At 74.6% G+C, this 19,254-nt stretch carries 18 protein-coding genes; 7 read left to right on the forward strand and 11 right to left on the reverse strand.

Annotated features, from left to right (window positions below; translation table 11 throughout):
- Nucleotides 1–16: 16 nt before the first annotated feature.
- The gene (locus IW245_RS05405; protein ID WP_197002094.1) at nt 17–376 is read right to left on the reverse strand and encodes a cupin domain-containing protein; all 360 of its coding nucleotides are present in this window, start codon (nt 374–376) and stop codon (nt 17–19) included.
- 221 nt (nt 377–597) lie between these two features.
- Here IW245_RS05405 and IW245_RS05410 point away from each other — a divergent pair, with 221 nt between their 5' ends.
- Genes IW245_RS05410 through IW245_RS05420 form a run of 3 tightly spaced genes read left to right on the forward strand, consistent with a single transcriptional unit; the run spans nt 598 to nt 2,661 of the window.
- Nucleotides 598–1,287 (forward strand): hypothetical protein, encoded by a 690-nt coding sequence (locus IW245_RS05410; RefSeq protein WP_197002095.1) that lies wholly within the window; start codon nt 598–600, stop codon nt 1,285–1,287.
- 34 nt (nt 1,288–1,321) lie between these two features.
- Nucleotides 1,322–2,083 carry a MerR family transcriptional regulator gene (locus IW245_RS05415; protein ID WP_197002096.1) on the forward strand — a complete coding sequence of 254 codons (762 nt, stop codon included), beginning with the start codon at nt 1,322–1,324 and terminating at the stop codon, nt 2,081–2,083.
- The gene (locus IW245_RS05420) at nt 2,080–2,661 is read left to right on the forward strand and encodes a GyrI-like domain-containing protein (RefSeq protein ID WP_197002097.1); all 582 of its coding nucleotides are present in this window, start codon (nt 2,080–2,082) and stop codon (nt 2,659–2,661) included. The genes IW245_RS05415 and IW245_RS05420 overlap by 4 nt, the downstream gene beginning before the upstream one ends.
- 16 nt (nt 2,662–2,677) lie before the next feature.
- On the opposite strand, the gene IW245_RS05425 is transcribed toward IW245_RS05420, so the two are convergent.
- From IW245_RS05425 to IW245_RS05460, 8 genes are all read right to left on the reverse strand, one after another.
- Nucleotides 2,678–3,427 carry a VOC family protein gene (locus IW245_RS05425; RefSeq protein WP_197002098.1) on the reverse strand — a complete coding sequence of 250 codons (750 nt, stop codon included), beginning with the start codon at nt 3,425–3,427 and terminating at the stop codon, nt 2,678–2,680.
- Nucleotides 3,428–3,445: 18 nt separating this feature from the next.
- The gene (locus tag IW245_RS05430) at nt 3,446–6,691 is read right to left on the reverse strand and encodes an AfsR/SARP family transcriptional regulator (RefSeq protein ID WP_197002099.1); all 3,246 of its coding nucleotides are present in this window, start codon (nt 6,689–6,691) and stop codon (nt 3,446–3,448) included.
- A gap of 103 nt (nt 6,692–6,794) precedes the next feature.
- The gene (locus IW245_RS05435; RefSeq protein WP_197002100.1) at nt 6,795–7,088 is read right to left on the reverse strand and encodes an SH3 domain-containing protein; all 294 of its coding nucleotides are present in this window, start codon (nt 7,086–7,088) and stop codon (nt 6,795–6,797) included.
- Between the two features lie 139 nt (nt 7,089–7,227).
- Complete coding sequence (locus tag IW245_RS05440) at nt 7,228–7,926, reverse strand: flavodoxin family protein (protein WP_231398677.1); 699 nt, start codon at nt 7,924–7,926, stop codon at nt 7,228–7,230.
- Between the two features lie 155 nt (nt 7,927–8,081).
- Entirely contained in the window at nt 8,082–9,356 is a 1,275-nt protein-coding gene (locus IW245_RS05445) for an AfsR/SARP family transcriptional regulator (protein ID WP_197002102.1), read from the reverse strand.
- A 233-nt stretch (nt 9,357–9,589) separates the two neighbouring features.
- Nucleotides 9,590–10,228 (reverse strand): TetR/AcrR family transcriptional regulator, encoded by a 639-nt coding sequence (locus tag IW245_RS05450; protein WP_197002103.1) that lies wholly within the window; start codon nt 10,226–10,228, stop codon nt 9,590–9,592.
- Nucleotides 10,225–10,890, reverse strand: a complete 666-nt coding sequence (locus IW245_RS05455; RefSeq protein ID WP_197002104.1) for a type 1 glutamine amidotransferase domain-containing protein — start codon at nt 10,888–10,890, stop codon at nt 10,225–10,227. Before IW245_RS05455 ends, IW245_RS05450 begins: the two co-directional genes overlap by 4 nt.
- Nucleotides 10,891–10,957: 67 nt before the next feature.
- Nucleotides 10,958–11,545 (reverse strand): GNAT family N-acetyltransferase, encoded by a 588-nt coding sequence (locus IW245_RS05460; RefSeq protein WP_197002105.1) that lies wholly within the window; start codon nt 11,543–11,545, stop codon nt 10,958–10,960.
- Nucleotides 11,546–11,881: 336 nt separating this feature from the next.
- Here IW245_RS05460 and IW245_RS05465 point away from each other — a divergent pair, with 336 nt between their 5' ends.
- The 4 genes from IW245_RS05465 to IW245_RS05480 all read left to right on the forward strand — a co-directional run bounded on the left by IW245_RS05465 (nt 11,882) and on the right by IW245_RS05480 (nt 17,543).
- Nucleotides 11,882–14,722, forward strand: coding sequence for an AfsR/SARP family transcriptional regulator (locus IW245_RS05465; protein ID WP_197002106.1), 2,841 nt, complete (start codon nt 11,882–11,884; stop codon nt 14,720–14,722).
- 172 nt (nt 14,723–14,894) lie between these two features.
- Nucleotides 14,895–15,449, forward strand: coding sequence for a SigE family RNA polymerase sigma factor (locus IW245_RS05470; RefSeq protein WP_197002107.1), 555 nt, complete (start codon nt 14,895–14,897; stop codon nt 15,447–15,449).
- On the forward strand, nt 15,446–16,618 hold the full coding sequence (locus IW245_RS05475; RefSeq protein WP_197002108.1) for a hypothetical protein: 1,173 nt from the start codon (nt 15,446–15,448) through the stop codon (nt 16,616–16,618). The genes IW245_RS05470 and IW245_RS05475 overlap by 4 nt, the downstream gene beginning before the upstream one ends.
- A gap of 121 nt (nt 16,619–16,739) precedes the next feature.
- Entirely contained in the window at nt 16,740–17,543 is an 804-nt protein-coding gene (locus IW245_RS05480) for a TrmB family transcriptional regulator (RefSeq protein ID WP_197002109.1), read from the forward strand.
- 63 nt (nt 17,544–17,606) lie between these two features.
- Here IW245_RS05480 and IW245_RS05485 read toward each other — a convergent pair whose 3' ends face one another.
- Entirely contained in the window at nt 17,607–18,281 is a 675-nt protein-coding gene (locus IW245_RS05485) for a hypothetical protein (RefSeq protein ID WP_197002110.1), read from the reverse strand.
- Nucleotides 18,278–19,048 (reverse strand): papain-like cysteine protease family protein, encoded by a 771-nt coding sequence (locus IW245_RS05490; protein WP_197002111.1) that lies wholly within the window; start codon nt 19,046–19,048, stop codon nt 18,278–18,280. The genes IW245_RS05485 and IW245_RS05490 overlap by 4 nt, the downstream gene beginning before the upstream one ends.
- Between the last annotated feature and the right edge of the window lie 206 nt (nt 19,049–19,254).

The following is a 19,254-nucleotide window of genomic DNA, read 5'->3' on the forward strand; positions in this document are numbered from 1 at the left end:
CCGGTGTGGCCCGTGTCTAGTGCGGCTTGGCGTACTCGGCGATCTCGCCGAAGTCGAGGAACACGCACTTCTTGTCGCCGAGCACCTCAGCGTCGTGTCCCGGCGGGATCGCGACCACGCTGCCGGGGCCGATGTCGAAGTCGCTGCCGTCGTCCATGTGGATCCGCATCCGACCCTCCAGGACGTAGCCGAGGTGCGACGCCTGACAGGACTCGGTCCCGGCGATCGGTTTGACGTCCTGCGACCACCGCCACCCGGGTTCGAACTCCCCGCACTGCACCATGCGGTCGCCCATCTTGAGGAGGTCCGCGTGTCCGTGTCCCGCGAACGGCCGCACCTCGTCGGGTTTGGTGAAACTCTTCACCATCATCTTCATGGCCCTCACCTCTCTACCCTCTCCCTGAGCGTAGGCAGGCTCCCGCCCCGGGGTCGGCGCTTTGCGCAGCCCGGAGTGTGGACACTCGACGCAGTCGGGCGGCGACGTCGCTCTCCCGGCACGGACGGTCCAGGAAGGGGACCCGCCGGTTCCCCCGGTGGGACCCGGTGGCCGGCCGTAGGATTCGGGACGGACCGGTCGTCACGCGGACGGGGGAAGCCATGTCTTTCGTGCAGATCGTCACGTTCAGCACCGATCGGGTGGATGAGTTCCGCCGGATCGAGGCCGAGTGGTGGGCGGCCACCGAGGGCCGCAGGACCCTGCTGCGCGACGAGCTGTACGCCGACCGCGACGCACCGGGCCGCTACGTCGCGATCACCGAGTTCGCCTCCTACGAGTCGGCGATGGTCAACTCGGCGCTGCCGGAGACGGACGAGGCTGCCCGGCGGTGGGCGGAGCTGGCCACCGGGCCGGTGACGTTCACCAACCTCGACCGGGTCGAGGGCCATCACCGGCCGACGCTGGCCGACCTGACGTTCATGCACGAACTGTTCGACGTGACGGGCCTCGTGGACCAGCTCGTCGCGTTCCTGGAGACCAGCACGCCCCGGACCGGACTGTTCACCGGGGACGTCGTGCTCGACCTGACGCTGCCGCACGCGCGGCACCGGATCGCCGGCGTCCGGGAGGTCACCGACCTGCTGGCCGCGGACGCGCCGGCCGGCCGACGCATGGAGGAGCGGCACTGGACGCCGACGCCCGACGGGTTCGTGCTGCAGTGGGCCTGGCGGACCGCCGACGCGCCGGGCCGGCCGGGCCACCCCGCGCGCGGCGTGCTGCTCGCCGACGTCCGCGACGGCGAGATCGGCCGGCTGACCGTGCACGGCTCCGCCGGCTGGGACGCCGTTTGACCCTCCCACGGTGGGAGGGTGCACGCTGGATCTCGTGACCGACGACCTGGTACCCATCGGAGCGTTCGCCCGGCTCTGCCGGCTGAGCGTGAAGCAGCTCCGGCACTACGACGGCCTCGGCCTGCTCACCCCGGCCCGGGTCGACCGGGACACCGGATACCGCTACTACCGCCCGGACCAGGCCCGCGACGCGCTCGTGATCGGCCTGCTCCGTTCGCTGGACGTGCCGCTCGCCGTGATCGGTCAGGTGCTGTCGGGGGCGGCCACCGAGGCGCTGGGCCGGGTCCGCGACGACCTGGAGTCCGAGCTGGCCCGGCGGCGGCGCGGTCTGGCCACCCTGGAACGCGTCCTCGCCCACGGACTGCCGACCCCGGTGGTGTCCGTGGTGACGGAGCCGGCCCACAGGGTGCTCCTCGCCCGCGACGTCGCCGACGGCCCCGACGACATCGGCCGGGTGACGTCGTCCTGCGTGGCCCGGCTGCTGCCCGGCCTCGACGGCGAGCCCCGGCTGATCGGCCTGTTCCCGCTCGACGTCGCCGACCAGATCCCGGTCGCTGTGGCCGCCGTGCGCGCCGACGGGGACGACCTGCTGCCCGGCGGCACGTTCGCGTCCGCGACGCACGTCGGCCCGTACGACCAGATCACGCTCACCGCGCACGCCCTGCTGTCCTGGTGCGCCGCGCACGGCCACCCGCCGACCGGCCCGATCCGGGAGGTGTACGTCTCCGATCCGGCGACCACCCCGCCCGACCGGCTGGTCACCCATCTCATGATCCCGTTGGAGGAATCGTCATGACGTCCGCCGTCGCCAAGCTCGACCTGGCCCGGGCCGACCGCGACTACTACACCGCCACGGCGGCACCCGAGCTGCGCGAGTTCGGGACCCGCCACTACGCGGCCGTCGACGGCCGGGGCGCGCCGGAGGGCCCCGAGTACGTCGCGGCCCTGGAAGTCCTGTACCCGGCGGCGTACGGCGCGAAGAAGCGCGCCAAGGCGCAGGGCCGCGACTTCGTCGTGGCCAAACTGGAGGGACTGTGGTGGGTGGAGTCCGACCTGCCGCCCCTGGAGGTACCGCGCGAGGAGTGGCACTGGACGCTCCTGATCCGGCTGCCGGACTTCGTCACCCCGGACATGGTCATCGGGGGTGCCCGGTTCGCGCGGCTCACCGAGGGGACCGTGGTGCAGGTGATGCACACCGGGCCGTACGCGAACGAGCCGGAGACCCTGGCCAGGATGGACGCGTTCATGACGGCGCGGGGGCTCGCGCACGCGGGGCGGCACCACGAGATCTACCTGTCGGACCCGCGCCGCACGGCCCCGGAGGCGATGCGCACGATCCTGCGCCAGCCGGTCCTGGCGGCGGCCCGGGGCTGACCCGGACGGCCCGGCCTCACGTCGGGCTGATCACCGAGAACTCCGCGTCCTGCGGATCCAGCAGCACCGCGACCCGCCCCACGCCCGGCACGTCCGCCGGCTCCCGCACGATCTGGCCGCCCGCGCGGACGCACGCCGCGGCCGTGGCGTCCGGGTCGGTGACCGCGAAGTACACCGACCAGCGCGGCGGGCCCGTGACCTGCTGCAACCCGGCGACATGCCGGTCGGCCACGGTGAACACCCGGTAGTCTGACCGGCCGATCATCGGCGGCACGGTGATCCCGAACGCCTCGGCGTAGAACGGGGCCGCCGCCTCGGCGTCGGGGGTGTCGAGCTCGTTCCACGTCCACGCGCCGGGTTCGTTGACGACCTGCGCGCCGAAGAAGTCGTGCGCCTGCCACACGCCGAACACCGCGCCGGTGGGATCGGCGGCCAGCAGGATCCGGCCGACGGGCGGCACGTCCATCGGCGGCATCAGCACCTGGCCGCCGGACGTGCCGATCCGGCCGGCCACGTCGTCGGCCGCGTCGGCGGCGAGGTAGGTGGCCCAGAACGTCGGCGGCTGCTGGGGCATGGTGACGCCGATCCCGGCGACCGGGCGGCCGTCGAGGAGCATCATCGTGTACCCGCCGAACTCGGCCGGTCCGGGTTCGCCCGTCCAGCCGAACACCGCCTTGTAGAACCCGATGGCACCCCGCTGATCGGCGGGGGCCATCAGCTCGACCCAGCAGGGCGTTCCCTGCGCGTACGGCGCGTCGACCTTCACCGCACCATTGTGCCGACCTCAGGACGCCGAAGGGCCGATTCCGGGGTACTCACTCAGCGCCGCGGCCTCCGGGGTCGCCCCCGCCCCGGCCAGGATCGCGTACGCCTCCCGCCAGCACTCCGCCGCCGCCTCCGCCCCGTCGGCGCCCGCCCGGGCGTGTCCGAGGACGACCAGCGCCCGGGCGTGCCCGAGCCGGTAACCCGCCGCCCGGTGCGCCTCGGCGGCCCGTCCGGCGTGCCCGACGGCCTCGGCGTGCCGGCCCAGGCGGACGAGGGCCGCGGCGAGCGCGACCCCGGCCCGGGCGGCCAGCTCGCCGCCCTCCTCGCCGGTGACCAGCACCAGGGCCCGGCGGGCGTCCTCGCGGGCCTGCTCGGCGTGGCCCCGGGCCAGGTGCACGGAGCTCTGCCCGACGAGCGCCGCGCCCTCGGCCGGCCGGTGGCCGTTCTGCCGTGCGAGGCGCAACGCGGTGGCGTACCCGTCGGCGGCCTCGTCGAGCCGGCGGCACCGCAGCGCGACTGCGGCGACGGTGTTGTGCACGTACGCGGCGATGCCCTGCTGCGGGACGTGCGGGGTGAGTTCCAGGGCGGCCCGCGCGTACTCCGTCGCCCGGTCGGTGTCGCCCAGGTCCAGGTAGGCCATTGCCGCGCTGTCCAGCACCGCCCACTCGGCCGTCCGGTCGCCGATCTCGCGGGCCAGGTCGAGGGCCGCCGTGAGGTGCTCCACGGCGGCGGACAGCCGGCCGAGCGCGTGGCAGGTCATGCCGAGCCGGTTGCGGGCGTGCGCCACCCCGGGGCGCAGCCCGGCCCGGTGGAACAGGTCGACGGCGCGGCGCTGGTACTCGACGGCGAGCTCCGGCCGGCCGAGTTCCATGTGGGCCAGGCCCAGCTCGGTGAGGCTCGCGGCCTGGCCCGACAGCCGGCCGACCGACTCGTGCAGGGCCAGTGCCCGCTGGTACAGGTCGATCGCCGCCGGCCAGGCGCCCCGCAGCGCGTGGCTGGCCCCGAGGCTGGTCAGCGCCGTGGCGGCCAGGTCCGGCCAGTCGGCCTTGTCGGCCAGCTCCACGGCGGCGGAGAGGTGGTGCTCGGACTCGTCGCGCCGGCCGACGCAGCTGTGCGCCGCGGCGAGGCTCAGGTGCGCCGAGGCCTGGGCCCGCAGGTCGCCGGTGCTGTTCGCGGCGGCCAGGCCGGCGTCGGCGACCGTGAACCAGTCCAGCGGGTGCGGCCGGGTGGAGAACCAGCCGCGCAGGGCGTCGGCCAGCAGGGCCGCGTCGGCGTGCGCGCCCCGGTCGGCGGCGTCGGTGACCATCGCGACCAGGTTGGCCAGCTCGGCCTCCAACCAGGCGCCGGCCTCCTCCCGGTCGGCGGGCGCGGACCCCGGCGGCCAGGCCGGGACGCCCGCGGCGGGCTCGTAGGGCAGTCGGACCTTGTTCGGGTACAGCAACCGGGCCGCCGCGTCCGCCGTGCCCAGGTAGTGCCGGGTGAGCCGGTCCAGGGCGGCGGCCCGCTCGGCGGGGGAGTCCTCGCCCTCGGCGCGCTCCACGGCGTACAGCCGCAACAGGTCATGGCACCCGAAACGCTCCCCGCCGACGCTCATCAGATGCGCCGCCGCGAGCTGGTCGAGCAACCGGCCGGCCTCCCCGACCCCGACCCCCGCGACAGCGGCGGCCGAGGCGACGCTGATGTCGGTACCCGGGGCCAGGCCGATCAGCCGGAACAGCCGCCGGGCGTCCGGCCCGAGCCGCGCGTACGACAGGTCGAACGTCGCCCGTGCCGCGGCCTGTCCGTCCCCGCTGATCTCCAGCGCGTCGAGCCGGCCGCCGGACAGCTCGGCGACGTACCCGGCCAGGGTCCGTTCCGGGTGGTCGGCGAGCACGGCGGCGGCGACCCGCAGCGCGAGCGGCAGCGCCCCGCACAGCCGGACCAGCGCGTCGGTCTCGGCCGGCTCGGCGGCGAGCCGGTCCGCGCCGAGCACCCGGGCGAGCAGGGCGCGTGCCTCTGCGGGGGTGAGCGCGCCGAGGGTCAGCCGGTGCGCGCCGTCCACGGCGACCAGCCCCGACAGCCGGTCCCGGCTCGTGACCAGGGTCAGGCCGTCCGCTCCGCCCGGCAGCAGGGGGCGGACCTGTTCGGCGCTGGCGGCGTTGTCGAGGAGGACGAGGACCCGGCGGCCGGCCAGCAGCGACCGGTACAGGCTGGCGGCCTCGTCCAGGTCGGTCGGCACCCGCTCGGCGGGCACCCCGAGCGCGCGGAGGAAGCCTGCCAGGGCCTCGGCGGGCCGGAGCGGGCGGGCCGGGGGCGGGGCGTGGCCGCGCAGGTCGACGTGGAGCTGGCCGTCGGGGAAACGGTCGGCGGCGCGCTGGGCCCAGTACACGGAAAGGGTGGTTTTGCCGACCCCGCCGCCGCCGACGATGGCGGCGACCGTGACATCGCGGGGGAGCGCGTCGAGGGTGGCCAGGTGCTCGTCGCGGCCCGTGAACGCCGAGGCGGACGCGGGCAACTGCCGGGGCCGGGGCGCGCCCGGGGGTGCCGGCACGTCCAGGTCGGGGTCGGTGGCCAGGATACGGGCGTGCAGCCTGCGTAGGTCGGCCCCCGGCTCGACCCCGAACTCCGCGGTGATCAGCCGGTAGAACTCCCGGTAGGCGGCCAGGGCCTCGGTCTGGCGGCCCGAGCGGTACAGGGCGAGCATCAGCAGGTTCCACAGCCGTTCGCGCTGCGGGTGCCGGCGGGTGAGGATCCGCAGCTCGGCGGCCGCCTCGTCGTGCCGGCCGAGGCCTAGCTGGGCGGCCATCGCGTCCTCGGCGGCGACCTGGCGCAGGTCGGCCCACCGACCGGCCTCCGGCCAGGCCAGGTCCGGCAGGTCCTCCAGGACGTCGCCGCGCCACAGGTCCAGCGCGGCGGTCAGGTGCGCGGCGGCCTCGGCGTGCCCGCCCCGGTCGAGGGCCTCGCGGCCCCGGGCGTGCAGGGCCGTGAACGTGTGCGTGTCGAGCTCGGCGTCGTCGACCCGCAGCAGGTAGCCGCCGTTGCGGTGCGGCAGCCGGTCGCGGCCGAGGAGCCGGCGCAGGTCGGACACGTAGGACTGTAGGTTGGCCGTCGCGGAGTCGGGCGGGTCACCGGCCCACAGCTCGTCCACGAGCCGCGCGGCCGACACCGGCTGGTTGGGCCGGGTGAGCAGGATCGCGAGGAGGAGGCGTTGCCGGCGGCGCGCCGGTCGGCGCACCGTGCCGTCGTCCGCCCGGATCTCCAGCGGACCCAGGATGCGAAACTCCACCGGGATCCCCTCGTCTCGCCCAAGCCCACACAATACGCACAGTGACCGGAATCTGAAAAGGGACCGTCGCCGGGCGGGGGCGCCCGGCGACGGCACGGCGGACCTAGCAGTACGGGAGCGTCTCCCAGCCGATGGCCCTGATCAGGTTCCCGCTCACCCAGCCCTCGACGCCCGTGGTGGTGTCGGTGATCCGCACCCAGTAGCCACCGGTGGTGCTGGGTCGGCAGTGCGCGCGCACGGCGTGGGCGGCGTAGCACAGCCCGAGGACGGCGCCGGTCTCGGGCGCGAGGCGGATCCGGGTGCCGTCGACGCAGGTGGCGGTGATGGACTGGATGGTCGGCTCGGCGGGTTCCGCGCCGGCCGGTGAGGCCAGGGCGACCGCGGACGACACGATCATGAGAGCCGTGAGTGTACTGGCGAGGTGACGTTGCATGGGTCCGTCCTTTCGTCAGGTCCTGCGAGACCGCGCTCGGTCTCCTGACGCCACCCTGACATTTTGTGTGATCCCGGTCTTGGAAAACCCGCCTTCCGTGCGGTCAGCGGTACTCCGGGTTCGGGAAGTCGAACCGGGCCCCGGCGTCCCAGGCCGAGCGCTGGTTGCCGTGTGCGGGGAAGCCTCCGGCGTCCTTGAGCATCCGCGCCAGGTGCAGCAGGTTCCACGTCATGAACGTCGTGTTCCGGTTCGTGAAGTCGTTCTGCGGGCCGCCGGAGCCGGGGTCCAGATAGGACGGTCCGGGGCCGGCCTCGCCGATCCAGCCCGCGTCGGCCTGCGGGGGGACGCTGTAGCCCAGGTGCTGCAGGCTGTAGAGCACGTTCATCGCGCAGTGCTTGACCCCGTCCTCGTTGCCGGTGATCAGGCAGCCGCCGACCCGGCCGTAGTAGGCGTACTGGCCGGCGTCGTTGAGGAGGCTGGAGCACGCGTACAGCCGCTCGATCACCCGCTTGGTCACGGAACTGTTGTCGCCCAGCCAGATCGGGCCGGCGATCACGAGGATGTCGGCGGCCATCACCCGCTCGTACAGCGCCGGCCACTCGTCGGTCGCCCAGCCGTGCTCGGTCATGTCGGGCCAGACGCCGGTGGCGATGTCGTGATCCACGGCCCGGATCTCGGACACGGCCACGCCCTGGGCCTCCATGATCGAGCGGCTGATCGCGACCAGTCCGCCGGTGTGGCTCAGCTCGGGGGAACGCTTGAGCGTGCAGTTGATGAACAGGGCACTCAGGTCGTCATACATGCCCCCCATCCTGGGGCACGCCGGACCCCGCGCGGGCCGGTTCCGGGCGGTCCGTCACCGTCCGGTAAGAACCCGGAAGATCACAATCCTTTTCCGGTTACGGTGGCGACCGACCCGGCGCGCGGCGGTCCGACGGGCGGGGAAGAGACCCGACGCTATGTCCCGGTGAGAGAGACGGCCACGGCGCCGTCCAGGGTCGCCAGCCGCCGTCGGCTCGTGACCAGGACCAACGACCCCGGGGTCCCCGGCACCAGTGGCCTGACCTGGGCCGCGTCGGCCGCGTCGTCGAGCACCACCAGCACCCGCTGTCCGGCCAGCTCGGTCCGCCACAGCGCGGCCCGTTCGTCGACGTCGGCGGGGATCCGGTGCCCGGGCACCCCGACGGACCGCAACAGCGCGTGGAGTGCCGCGCCAGCGTGGAGCGCCGCGCCCGGGTCCGTCACCGGGGCGCTGCCGCGCAGGTCGCAGAAGATCTGGCCGTCGGGGAACCGGTCGGCCAGGGCGTGCGCGGCCCGTACGGCGAGGGCGGTCTTGCCCACCCCGGCCGGCCCGTCGATCGCCGCGATCACCACCGCCGAGGACGTGCGGTCGGCGAGCGCCACCAGCCGCGCGACCTCCGCGGCCCGCCCGGGGAGGTCGGGGACGTTGTGCGGCAACATGCGCGGCGGGCCGTCTCCGGCCGGGTCGGTGGCCGCCGGCGTCAGATCGGGATCGTCGCGCAGGAGCCGGGCCCGCAGTTCCGCGAGGGCCGGGCCGGGGTCCAGGCCGAGTTCGTCGGCGAGGAGGCGGCGGGCGCGGTCGTACCGGGCCAGGGCCTCCGCGCGCCGGCCGGACCGGTGCAGCGCCACGAGCAGCAGCGCCAGGGGCCGCTCCCGCAGCGGGTACTCCTCGGCGAGCGCCACCAGCGGCCCGAGCGCCTCCCGGTGCCGGCCGGCCAGCAGTTCCCGGTCGAGACGCTCCTCGAGGACGCCGATCCGTTCGTCGACCCAGCCGGAACGCAGCCGCTCCACGGGGCCGGTGTCCGGCAGGCCGGCCAGCGGCTCGCCCCGCCACAGGTCCAGCGCGGCGCGGAGCGGGGCCGTCCCGGAGCCGGCCGCCAGTGCGCGGAACGCGTGCAGGTCCACGGCCCCGGGTTCCAGGTCCAGCACGTACCCCCCTGGGCGGTGGGTGACGGCGAGCCCGGCGGGCCGCAGCACCACCCGGAGCCGGGACACGTAGGACTGGACGAGGCCGGCAGCGCGGTCCGGCGGCTGGCCGTCCCAGAGGGCCGCGACGAGCCGCTCGACGGGCACGGCCCGGCCGGCGTCGACGGCCAGCAGGGCGAGCACCACCCGCTGCATCGGCGGCCCCAACCGCAGCGACGCGCCGGCGTGCCACACCTCCACCGGTCCCAGCAGCCCGATCCTGATCCGACTCAGCTCTTCCCCCACCGGCGAAACGTACTGGCCGGCCCGAGCCGTGGCCATTGAGCCTTGTCACCGGCGCGACGGTTGACAGCGGGCGTACAGCGTGCGTGCAGCGAGTTGATCTAGGTTTTCCCGTGGTGGTGCCAGGGCTGGGCCATCCGTGCGCCGCTGGTCACCCCGTCGACTGGCGGCGCGGCGGGTCCGCCGGTCAGGCGGCGGACCCGGTGCCCCATTCACTGGTCGGGCCACCACATGAGTCAGGTCAGCACCTGGTCCAGGTGGGCGGCGTAGGCCTGGCCCAGGTCGGTCAGGCGGGACTCGCCCAGCGCGAGGGGAACGCCGTAGAACCCGGCGAGAAGTGCGGTCACGGCCGCGTCCACCGGCACCGCGAGCTCCCCGTGCGCCGCGGCCACCGCCAGGTGCCGGGCGAACAGCTCGGCCTGCGGCGTGATCTCGACGTCGAGGGCCGCCGGGGTGCCGAACACCAGCAGCCGCTCGGCCGCCCCGACGTCCAGCACCGCGCACACGCCGCCGCCACGGGCGACCTCCGCGGTGATCTCGAACCACATCCGGGGCCCGGCGAGCACGGACGCCGCCGTGGCGTCGAAGAACCGGCGCAGGAACGCCGCGCCGTCGGGGGCCGACGCCGACGCGAGCACCGTCTCGATCCGCCACAGGCAGATGTGGTACGCCAGCAGCTCCGTCTTCGACCCGAAGTGCGCGAAGAACGTGGGCTCGGAGATCTCCACTGCGGCGGCCAGCTCCCGCACCGTGATGTCCGTGAACGGGGTCCGCTCGATCCGCTCCCGCAACGCCGTCCACAGCCCGACCCGGGTCCGGGCGCGCTTGCGTTCCCGCAATGGCAGAGCCGCCAACGCCGCCGGTTCGGCGGTCACCGGACCCCGGCCAGCACCTCGACCAGCGCGGCGGCCGTGGCGGCCGACGACTGCGGGTTCTGCCCGGTGACCAGGCGGCCGTCGCGCCGGACGTGCTCGGTGAACGGCGCGCCCACCTCGACGTCGGCGCCCAGGTCCGCGAGCCTGCGCTGCAACCAGAAGGGGATCACGGCGTCGGCGCCGACCATGCTCTCCTCCGCGTCGCTGAACCCGGTGACCCGTCGGTCGCGCACCAGCGGGGTGCCGTCTCCGGCGGTCGCGCCGAGCAGGCCGGCGACCCCGTGGCACACGGCGCCGACCGCGCCGGTGGCGTGCACGGCCGTGACGATCCGGGCCAGGTGGGGGTCCTGCGGGAAGTCCCACATCGTGCCGTGTCCGCCGACCAGGAACACCCCGGCGTAGCGGGCCGGGTCGACGGTGTCCAGGGCGGCGGTGGTCGCGAGCAGCTCGTCGAGGTCGGGCACGGCGGCCGTGTCGTACGTGGCGCTGCCCGGGTCGAGCGGCGGCCGGCCGCCCAGCACGGAGGCGAGCTCGACGTCGTGGCCGGCCGTGCGGAACGCGTGCAGGGGGGCGACGAGTTCCTCGAGCCAGAACCCGGTCGGCATGCCGCTGTCGCCGAGGGCGTCGTGGGAGGTGAGAACCATCAGGATGCGCTGTGTCATGCCCCGAGCGTACACAAAAATTTTAGTAGACTCAAATTTCTTGGCTGACCCTCTTGTCGTCTGGTGCTCAGGAGGACGACCGGACGCGGGCGTGCAGGTGCATGTCGTGCCGGCCGTCGGCGTGGACGGCGGCGCTGCGTTGGGTGCCCTCCAGCACGTAGCCGGCCTTGGTCGCGACCCGGCAGGACGCCTCGTTGCGGGTCGAGTGGTCCAGCGCCAGGCGGTGGAAACCGATCCGGTCCATCGCCCAGGTGCTCACGGCGGTGAGCGCCCGGGTGGCCACACCGGCGCCGCGGGCGGCCGGGACCACCCAGTACGCGCAGCCGGCGTTGCCGTCGTCGAGGTTGATGCCGCGCATGGCGAGCCGGCCGAGCACCTCCCCGCCGTCGCGGGTCACGGCCCAGTGCGCGGCCTTCTCCAGCGCCCAGTCGCGGCGGTAGCCGTCGAACCACTCGCGGACGTGGTCCTCGGTCGCCGGATGGTGGGTGTGCCAGCGCTGGATCGCCGGGTCCCGGTAGGCGGCGAGGAACGCCGGGACGTCGGCGGTGTCCCACGGCCGCAGCACCAGGTCGCCGCCGGCGGGGAGAACGGGTTGCGGGGCGGCGACGAGGGTGCCCGCCGGGATGGCCGCCGGCGTCGACAGGACATAGGTCATGCGCCCATCCTGCCTGGGGAGGGGCGCAGCCACCGCCCCCACCCGGGCCTGGATCTGCCGCATGTGGACCTGGCCGGCGACGCCGACGCGCCCGCCCGGCGGCCGCACCGGCCGGTTCACCTGATCTCCCCCCGGGCCGTGTCGATGGAAGTCCGTGCGCCGCGGTCCTGTCGTGTCGTCATGTCCGCCTCCCCCTCGTCGGTGTGACCTGACAAGGGCAGCGTCGGCGCACCCGGTCAAGATCGGCCAAAGGCGGATGTCGGCATCCGGTCAGCGGTTGGATCTTCACGGACAAAACACCATACGATCCTCTTACATAGGTACCTGGGGGGATGTATGGACATGAGGTTCGGGGTGCTCGGCCCCGTCGAGGTGCTGGTCTCCGGGCGGCCGGTGCCGCTCGGCGGTCCCCGGCCCCGCGCGCTGCTGGCGGTGCTGCTCGTCCACACCGGACGGGCGGTGTCCACCGAGCACCTGATCGACCAGATCTGGGGCGAGGACCCGCCGGCCAGCGCGCCGGCGGCGTTGCAGGTGCACGCCTCCACACTGCGCAAGGTGCTCGGCGACCGTCTCGTCACCACCCCGCCGGGCTACCTGCTGGCCGCCCCGCCCGACGAGGTGGACGCCCTGTGCTTCGAGGAGCGGGCCGCTGCCGCCCGCCGGGACCTGGCCGCCCGACCCGCCGCGGCGGCCGGGGAACTGGCCGCGGCGCTCGCCCTGTGGCGGGGCGCGCCGTTCGAGGACTCCCCGGACACCCCGGACGTCGCCGAGGCCCGGCTGCGCCTGGCGGAGCTGCGGCTGTTCGCCCAGGAGGACCACCTGGAGGCCCAGCTCACCCTCGGCCGGCACGACGACGTCCTCGCCGACCTCGCCCGGCTCGCCGGCGACCACCCGACCAGGGAACGCCTCGCGGGCCTGCACCTGCTGGCCCTGCACCGGGGCGGCCGGACGGCCGACGCCCGGGCGGCGTACGAGGCGCACCGCCGGGCGCTCGACGCCGGCCGACAGGCGGAGCCGGGTGCCGGGATCGCCGCCCTGGCCCGGGCCGTCGACCGGTCCGACCCGACCCTCATGCCGCCGTCGACCATCCCGACCCCGGCCAGCCGGTTCGTCGGCCGGGAGGACGAGTTGCGCGCGCTGTCCGGGCAGCTGCGCGAGGTGCGGCTGCTGACCCTGACCGGACCGGGCGGGGCCGGCAAGACCCGGCTCGCCCTGGAACTGGCCCGGGGCGCCGCGCCCGGGCACCCCGACGGGGCGCACGTGGTGGAACTCGCCGCCACCCAGGCCCCGCCCCCGGCAGCCACCGGTCCGGCTCCCGTGTCCAGCCGGGTCTCCGACCGGTTCGCGGCCTCCCCTGGAAGTCCGGTCACCGACCGGGTCGCCGCCGCCGTCGGGGTCCGGGAGGCGGCCGGCGAGCCGCTCCTGGACCGCCTCGCCGCGCACCTGGCCGATACCAGCGTCCTGTTCGTCCTCGACAACTGTGAACACCTCCTCGACGCCGTCGCGACCGTGTCCGCGGCCCTGCTCGACCGCTGTCCGGGCGTCCGGATCGTCGCCACCAGCCGCGAGCCGCTCGGCGTGCCAGGCGAGGCGGTCTGGCCCCTGGCCGGCCTGGGCACTCCCGCCGACGGCGACCCCGACCAGGTGGCCGTGCGCACCGGGGCGGTCCGGCTGCTCGTCGACCGGGCCGGGTCCGCCCGGCCGGACTTCGCCCTGGCCGGCGACGACGTCGGCACGGCCGGCCGGTTGTGCCGCCGGCTGGACGGCCTGCCGCTCGCCATCGAGCTGGCGGCGGCCCAGCTGCGCACCCTGTCGCTGGCCGAGGTCGCCGACCGGCTCGGCCGCCGGCTCGACCTGGCCGACCGGCGCGCGCGGACCACCCCCGACCGGCACCGCACCATGCGGGCCGCGATCGACTGGTCCTACCAGCTGCTCGGCCCCGAGGAGCAGGCGGCGGCGCGGGCGCTGGCGGCGTTCGCCGACGGCTGCCGCGTGGACGCCGCCGAACAGGTCACCGGCCACGGCGTCGAGGTCCTCGACCGGCTCGTGGACCGGTCGGTGCTCACCGCGGAGGTCCGGCCCGACGGCACCCGGTATCGGATGCTCGAACTCGTGCACGAGTACGCCACCGGGCGGCTCGTCGACGCCGGGGAGTCCGACGCGACCCGCCGCCGGCACGCGGCCTGGTACGTGGACCTGGCCGCCGCCACGGCCGCGTACGGCGGCGCCGACCACGCGGACCTGACCCACCGGCTCGACAGCGAGGAGGCCAACCTCCGCACCGCCCTGAACTGGTGCCTCGGCGAGGGCGCCGACCCGGAGTCCGCGGTGCGGATCGCGGCACCCCTGTGGTGGTACTGGTGGGCCCGCGGCCTGATGTCCGAGGGCCGCGACTGGCTGCACCGCGCGCTCGTGGCACTCGGCCCGGAGCCGGGCAGGTACCGGGGCGCCGCCCTGCGCGGGGCCGCGTCGCTGGCCCGCAACAACGGCGATCTCGCCGAGGCCCGCGCGCTCGGCGAGGACCTGCTCGCCAACTACCGGGCGATCGACATGCCGGTCGGGGTCATCGTGGCCCTCAACAGCCTGTGCGTGACGGCCACCGGGCAGGGCGACTTCGACGCGGCGCTCGCGTGCGGCGAGGAGAGCCGGGATCTCGCCGTGAAGCTCGGGGACGAACAGCTGCGGGCCACCGCGCTGAACAACATCGGGCTCGCGTTGCGCAACCTGGGCCGGCACGCCGACGCCACGGCGGCCCTGGAGGAGGCGGTCCGGGTGTGGCGGGTGCTGGACGACCGGCGCGGGGAGGCCGCGACGCTGTGCAACGTGGGCTTCGCCGCCCGGCAGTCCGGTGACCTGGCCCGGTCCCGGGAGCTGTACATGACGAGCCTGGCGCTCTACCGGGAGCTCGACATCGCCGAGGGGATCGTCGACATCCTCGACGCGCTGGCCGTGCTGGCGACTGCCGAGGGCCGGCCGGCCGAGGGCCTGCGGCTGCTCACGGTCGCCGACCGCGAGCGGTCGCGGCTCGGGTCGGCGCTGTTCGTGCCGGACGAGCTCGACGAGCGGACCCGGACCCTGGCCGCCGCCCGGGCGGCGCTCGGTGACCGGGCGGCGGCGGTCGCGGCGGAGGCCCGCGAGGTGCCGCTCACCGGCCTGGTCGCCGAGCTGACTGCCTGATCCTCTCCGGACGATCCGTACGTCGTCCACCGCGGCCCGCACGAGGGAGGTCCGCGGCCCGGACGGTAGTCCGCACTGTCGTGGCGTCGCGGGGAACCTTTTCGCCCCGCGACGGCGTCTGGGAGGGAGCGGGCCGGACCGGCCGACCCGCACGGCCGGCACGGGAGCCCAGATGACCGAATCGACGACGTTGTCCCGGGACCGGGACGCCGATCCCGGGGGCGGCTTCGACGAGTTCGTGAGGACCCGGTACCAGGCGCTGCTGCGCTCGGCCTACCTGCTCACCGGCGACCGGCACCTCGCGGAGGACCTGGTCCAGGACGCGCTGGCCCGCACCTACGGGGCGTGGCGGCGGCTGGACAGCGGCGGGAACGCCGAGGCGTACACCCGCAAGATCCTCTACAACCTGCAGGTCAGCTGGTGGCGGCGGAGACGGGTCGCCGAGGTGCTGCCCGGCGAGCTGTCCGACACCGCCGTCCGCGGCGACCACGCCGACGGTTCGGCGCTGCGGATCACCCTGCACCGCGCGCTGCTGCGGCTGCCGGCCCGGATGCTGGCGGTCGTCGTCCTGCGGTACTTCGAGGACCGCTCCGAGGTGGAGACCGCCCAGATCCTGGACTGCGCCGTGGGCACGGTCAAGAGCACGGCGTCCAAGGCGCTCGCCCGGCTGCGGGACACGGCGCCGGAGCTGGCCGAGCTGATCACTTCCGAGGGGGACGCGCGATGAACGACCGACTGAGCAGGGAGCTCGACGGCATCGCCGACGACATGCCCGGCGGGGAGATCGACCTCGGGGCGGTGCGGACCACGGTCCGGGCGGCGTCGCGCCGGCTGCGGCTGCGCCGCGCGGTCCTGGCCACCGTCGCCGCCGCCGTGGCCGTCGTCGCGGTCGGATTCGTCGCCCAGGCCGTGCCCCGGCACGACTCCGCCCCCCTGCCGGGTACGAGCCAGAGCCCGACCCCGGCCCCGCGGCCCACGGGCGCCACGGCGTACGCCGGCATCCGGCTCTACTTCCCCGACGGCACCGACCTCGACCTCGGCCGGCCGGACAGCTTCATCGAGTCGGCGTACCAGACGACGGCCGGGTCGTGGCTCGTGACCACGTTCGACGTGGCGGCCTCGCAGTACACATTCGTCCTCGTCCGGCCGGACCACTCGACCAGGGTCCTGATCGAACACGCGACCAGCCGGATCGCCGTGGCCCCGGACGGCGCCCGGCTCGCCTGGCGCACCGCCGGCCGGATGACCGTCGGTGTCCTCGCCGGGGACCGGGTCACCGCGGGCCGGTCGACGCCGGTGGCCGATCCGCGCGGCGGTCCGTGGCTGTACACCGGCACCGCCGTGATCCTGGGCCGGGGCTCGGGCAGCGGCGTCGCGGAGTTCGACGTCTGGCTGCCCGACCAGGGCGACTACCGGCCGACCTGGGACCGGACCGGCCATGTCCGGGGGATCTACGGCCAGGTGCCGGGCGGCACCGACCTGATCGGGACGGTGGCCGGCCCGGAGGGCAAACAGGTCTGCCTGGGCGTCCTCGACCCGAAGAGGGACCTGCGGGCGACCCGGACGGCGTGCGGCGTCACTCCCGGCCTGGACAACGCCGGCCGGGTCTCACCGGACGGCCGTTGGCTGGCACTGCCGGCCGCCGATCCGGCGACCGGCCGGCCCCGCGTCGGCCTGGTGGACCTGAACACGGTGTTCGACCAGCCCGTGCTCATGGCGACCTGGGCGGCCGAGCGGCCCGGAGCGTGGCTGGACCCGACGCACATGGTCGCCAGGGACAGCGCCGGCCGGTTGTGGCAGTGGTCGACGGACGGCACCCCGCCGGCCCGGGTCACCCACCCCGCACTCCCGGCCGACGCCCCGGGGGCACAGGGGTTCGTCCTCCCGTTGTGGTGAGAGCGAAGCCGGCACATTCCTTACCGGGCCGGCCGCCCACAAGGCGGCCGGCCCGCTACGGTCCCGACCGGGCGCGCCGGCCTTTCGCCACCGTCGGCCGATCACTCGGTAGGCTGCCGGCATGGCGGACGAGCTGGGGCTGAACGAGCTGCTCACACTGGGTCTGACCCGGTACGAGGCCCGGGTCTACCTCGCCCTGGTCCGCCGGGACCGCTTCACGCCCACCGAGGCGGCCCGCGAGGCCGGCATCCCCCGGCAGCGGATCTACGACGTGCTGGAGAGCCTGGCCGACCGGGGCCTGGTCCGGTTGCGTCCCGGGCAGACCGCGCACTACTCGGCGATCGACCCGGTCGTCGCCCTGGAGCACCTGGTGTCCGCGCACCGCGCGTCCCTGTCCCGGCTCGAACACCAGGCGCACCAGTTGGGCCAAGAACTGGGCAAGGTGTGGTCCTCCGGCGCGGAGCAGACCGACCCGCTCGACTACGTGGAGGTGGTCCGCGACCCCTCGGCCGTGGTGGAGCGGTTCGCGGGGTTGCAGGCCAGCGCCCGCCGCCAGATCCTGACTCTGGCCAAGCTCCCGTACGTGACAGGCACCAACCCGCCCGGCGTGGACGACATCCGCCGGCTCGTGGCCGCCGGCGGCGAGGCCCGGTGCGTGTACGAGCGCGCGTCCCTGGCCGACCCGGCGAACGTGGCCAACGCGCACCGGTTCATGGCGGCGGGGGAGCGGGCCCGGGTGCTCGACGAGGTGCCGATGAAACTGTGCGTGGTCGACGGCGCGCAGGTGCTGATGTCACTGCTGGACCCGGTTGCCGGGTACGCGTCGAGCACCTCGATCATGATCGAGCACCCGGCGCTGGGGTTCTGCCTGGTGGAGGCGTTCGAGGCGCTGTGGTCGCGCGCGGAGGACTACCCGGAGGCGTGAGACGCCGGGGGCGTGCCGCAGGGCCCCGGGGGGACCACTCCCCGGGGCCCTGCGGATTCGCGGCTAGCCGAGCTTGTGGTCGTTCAACCGGTCGGCGTAGCGGTCGTGTACCTGCTTCTGGTAGTCGGCCAGGGACAGCCCCTCGCCGACGGCCTCCCGCGCGGACGCGTTGAGCGGCAGCACCCGCCCGTCGGTGACCTTGTAGTACGCGTGTCGCTGCGGCTCGAGGAACACCGGCGAACCCTCGCCGGCCTTGATGTAGCTGAGTTCCTCGACCCCGTCGCCGACGCCGCGCACGTCGTACTTGTCGCCGTTCTTCACGAGCTGCAGGGTCGCCTGCTGGCCGGTCGCCGAACGGGTCTCCACCGCCAGGTACACCAGCCGGCCGACCGGGGCTGTGACGCCCTGGGTGACGAAGTCGGGGTTCAGCGAGTACACCGGCACGGGTTGCCCGACGACCTGCGGAGCCTTCGCCGCAGCCTCCGCGTCGATGTTGTCCTGCGCGGCGGTGACCGGCTTGCCGTCCGTGCGCTGGTCGACGTGCACGAAGAACCGGGAGGCGACCTCGGCGGCCTTGTCGCTCGTCGCGGCCCGCTCGGCGGCCGCGAGCTCCACGGCGGCCGAGGACGCCACCGGCGGTGGCGGTGCGTGGTGACCCCCGAGGGCCACGAACACCCCGGCAGCCGAGCCGGCGGCCAGCAGCCCGGCCCCGATCAGGAGCTTGCGGGCGGCCATCACGCGCCGATCTGGTAGACGGAGCCGCCCCAACGGAACTCGGAGTTGGAGACGTAGGAGTTATAGGTCATCTCCTGGTAGCGCTGGCTGGAGCCCCACGGGTCGCTGAAGAAGATCGAGCTGTTCGCGGTGTCGTAGCCGTAGATGACGCGGGCGTGGCCGCCGCCGGCGGTCCAGTACACCCCGGTCTCGATCGGGCGGTTGCCGTTGATCTCGGTCTTGACCTGCGCGAAGCTGATCGACCCGTCGACCTCGGTGCCCGAGGACACGCCGAGCCGGCTCAGGCCCTGCTGGACGACCGACAGTTCGGCCGGCTGGTTGGGGCAGGTGCCGGAGGCCTGGCCGCGCCCGTACAGGCAGAACTGGTTCTGGGACACGTTCGCGCCCTTGCCCAGGTACTGCGCGATCGACAGGCCGGTGGCGGCCCAGCACCACTGGTTCTGTTCCTGCACCAGCTCCGAGAACTGCAACTTGGAGTTCCCACCCGGGTTCGCGGTCGGGGAGGTGGAGGGCTTCGGCGTGGCGCTCTGACTCGGCCGGGGGGTGGCCGTCTGGCTCGGCGTCTGGCTGGGCGTGGGGTCCGCGGTCGGCCAGGGCCAGTTCGGCCACGGCCACGGGTCCCAGCCGGTCGATCCGGAGCCGACGGTGGCCCCGGGGGACGGGGCGGGCTCGGCCGACGCGCCGGTCGGCAGCGCCGTGACCACGGCGAGCGCCACGAGGCCGCTGGCCAGCAGACCGGCCGCACGTCGTCGGGCGGAGGAGTCTCGCATCGAGATGTCCTTTCTCGGAAGCGTCCACGGCACAGCCAGGGCCAGGGGACGCGGAGGGGTGATAGCCGCTGGTCAGGGGCCTGGGATATGTGACACCCCGCCCAGTGGTGGCGTGTGTCGAACAGTAGACATGCGTCTTTCAAGCGGTCAATACGTGTTAATCAATAAAGAAGCTTGTCATTCCATACGTACGGTGACGATGACGG

This window comes from Longispora fulva (assembly GCF_015751905.1).
GTDB lineage: Bacteria > Actinomycetota > Actinomycetes > Mycobacteriales > Micromonosporaceae > Longispora > Longispora fulva.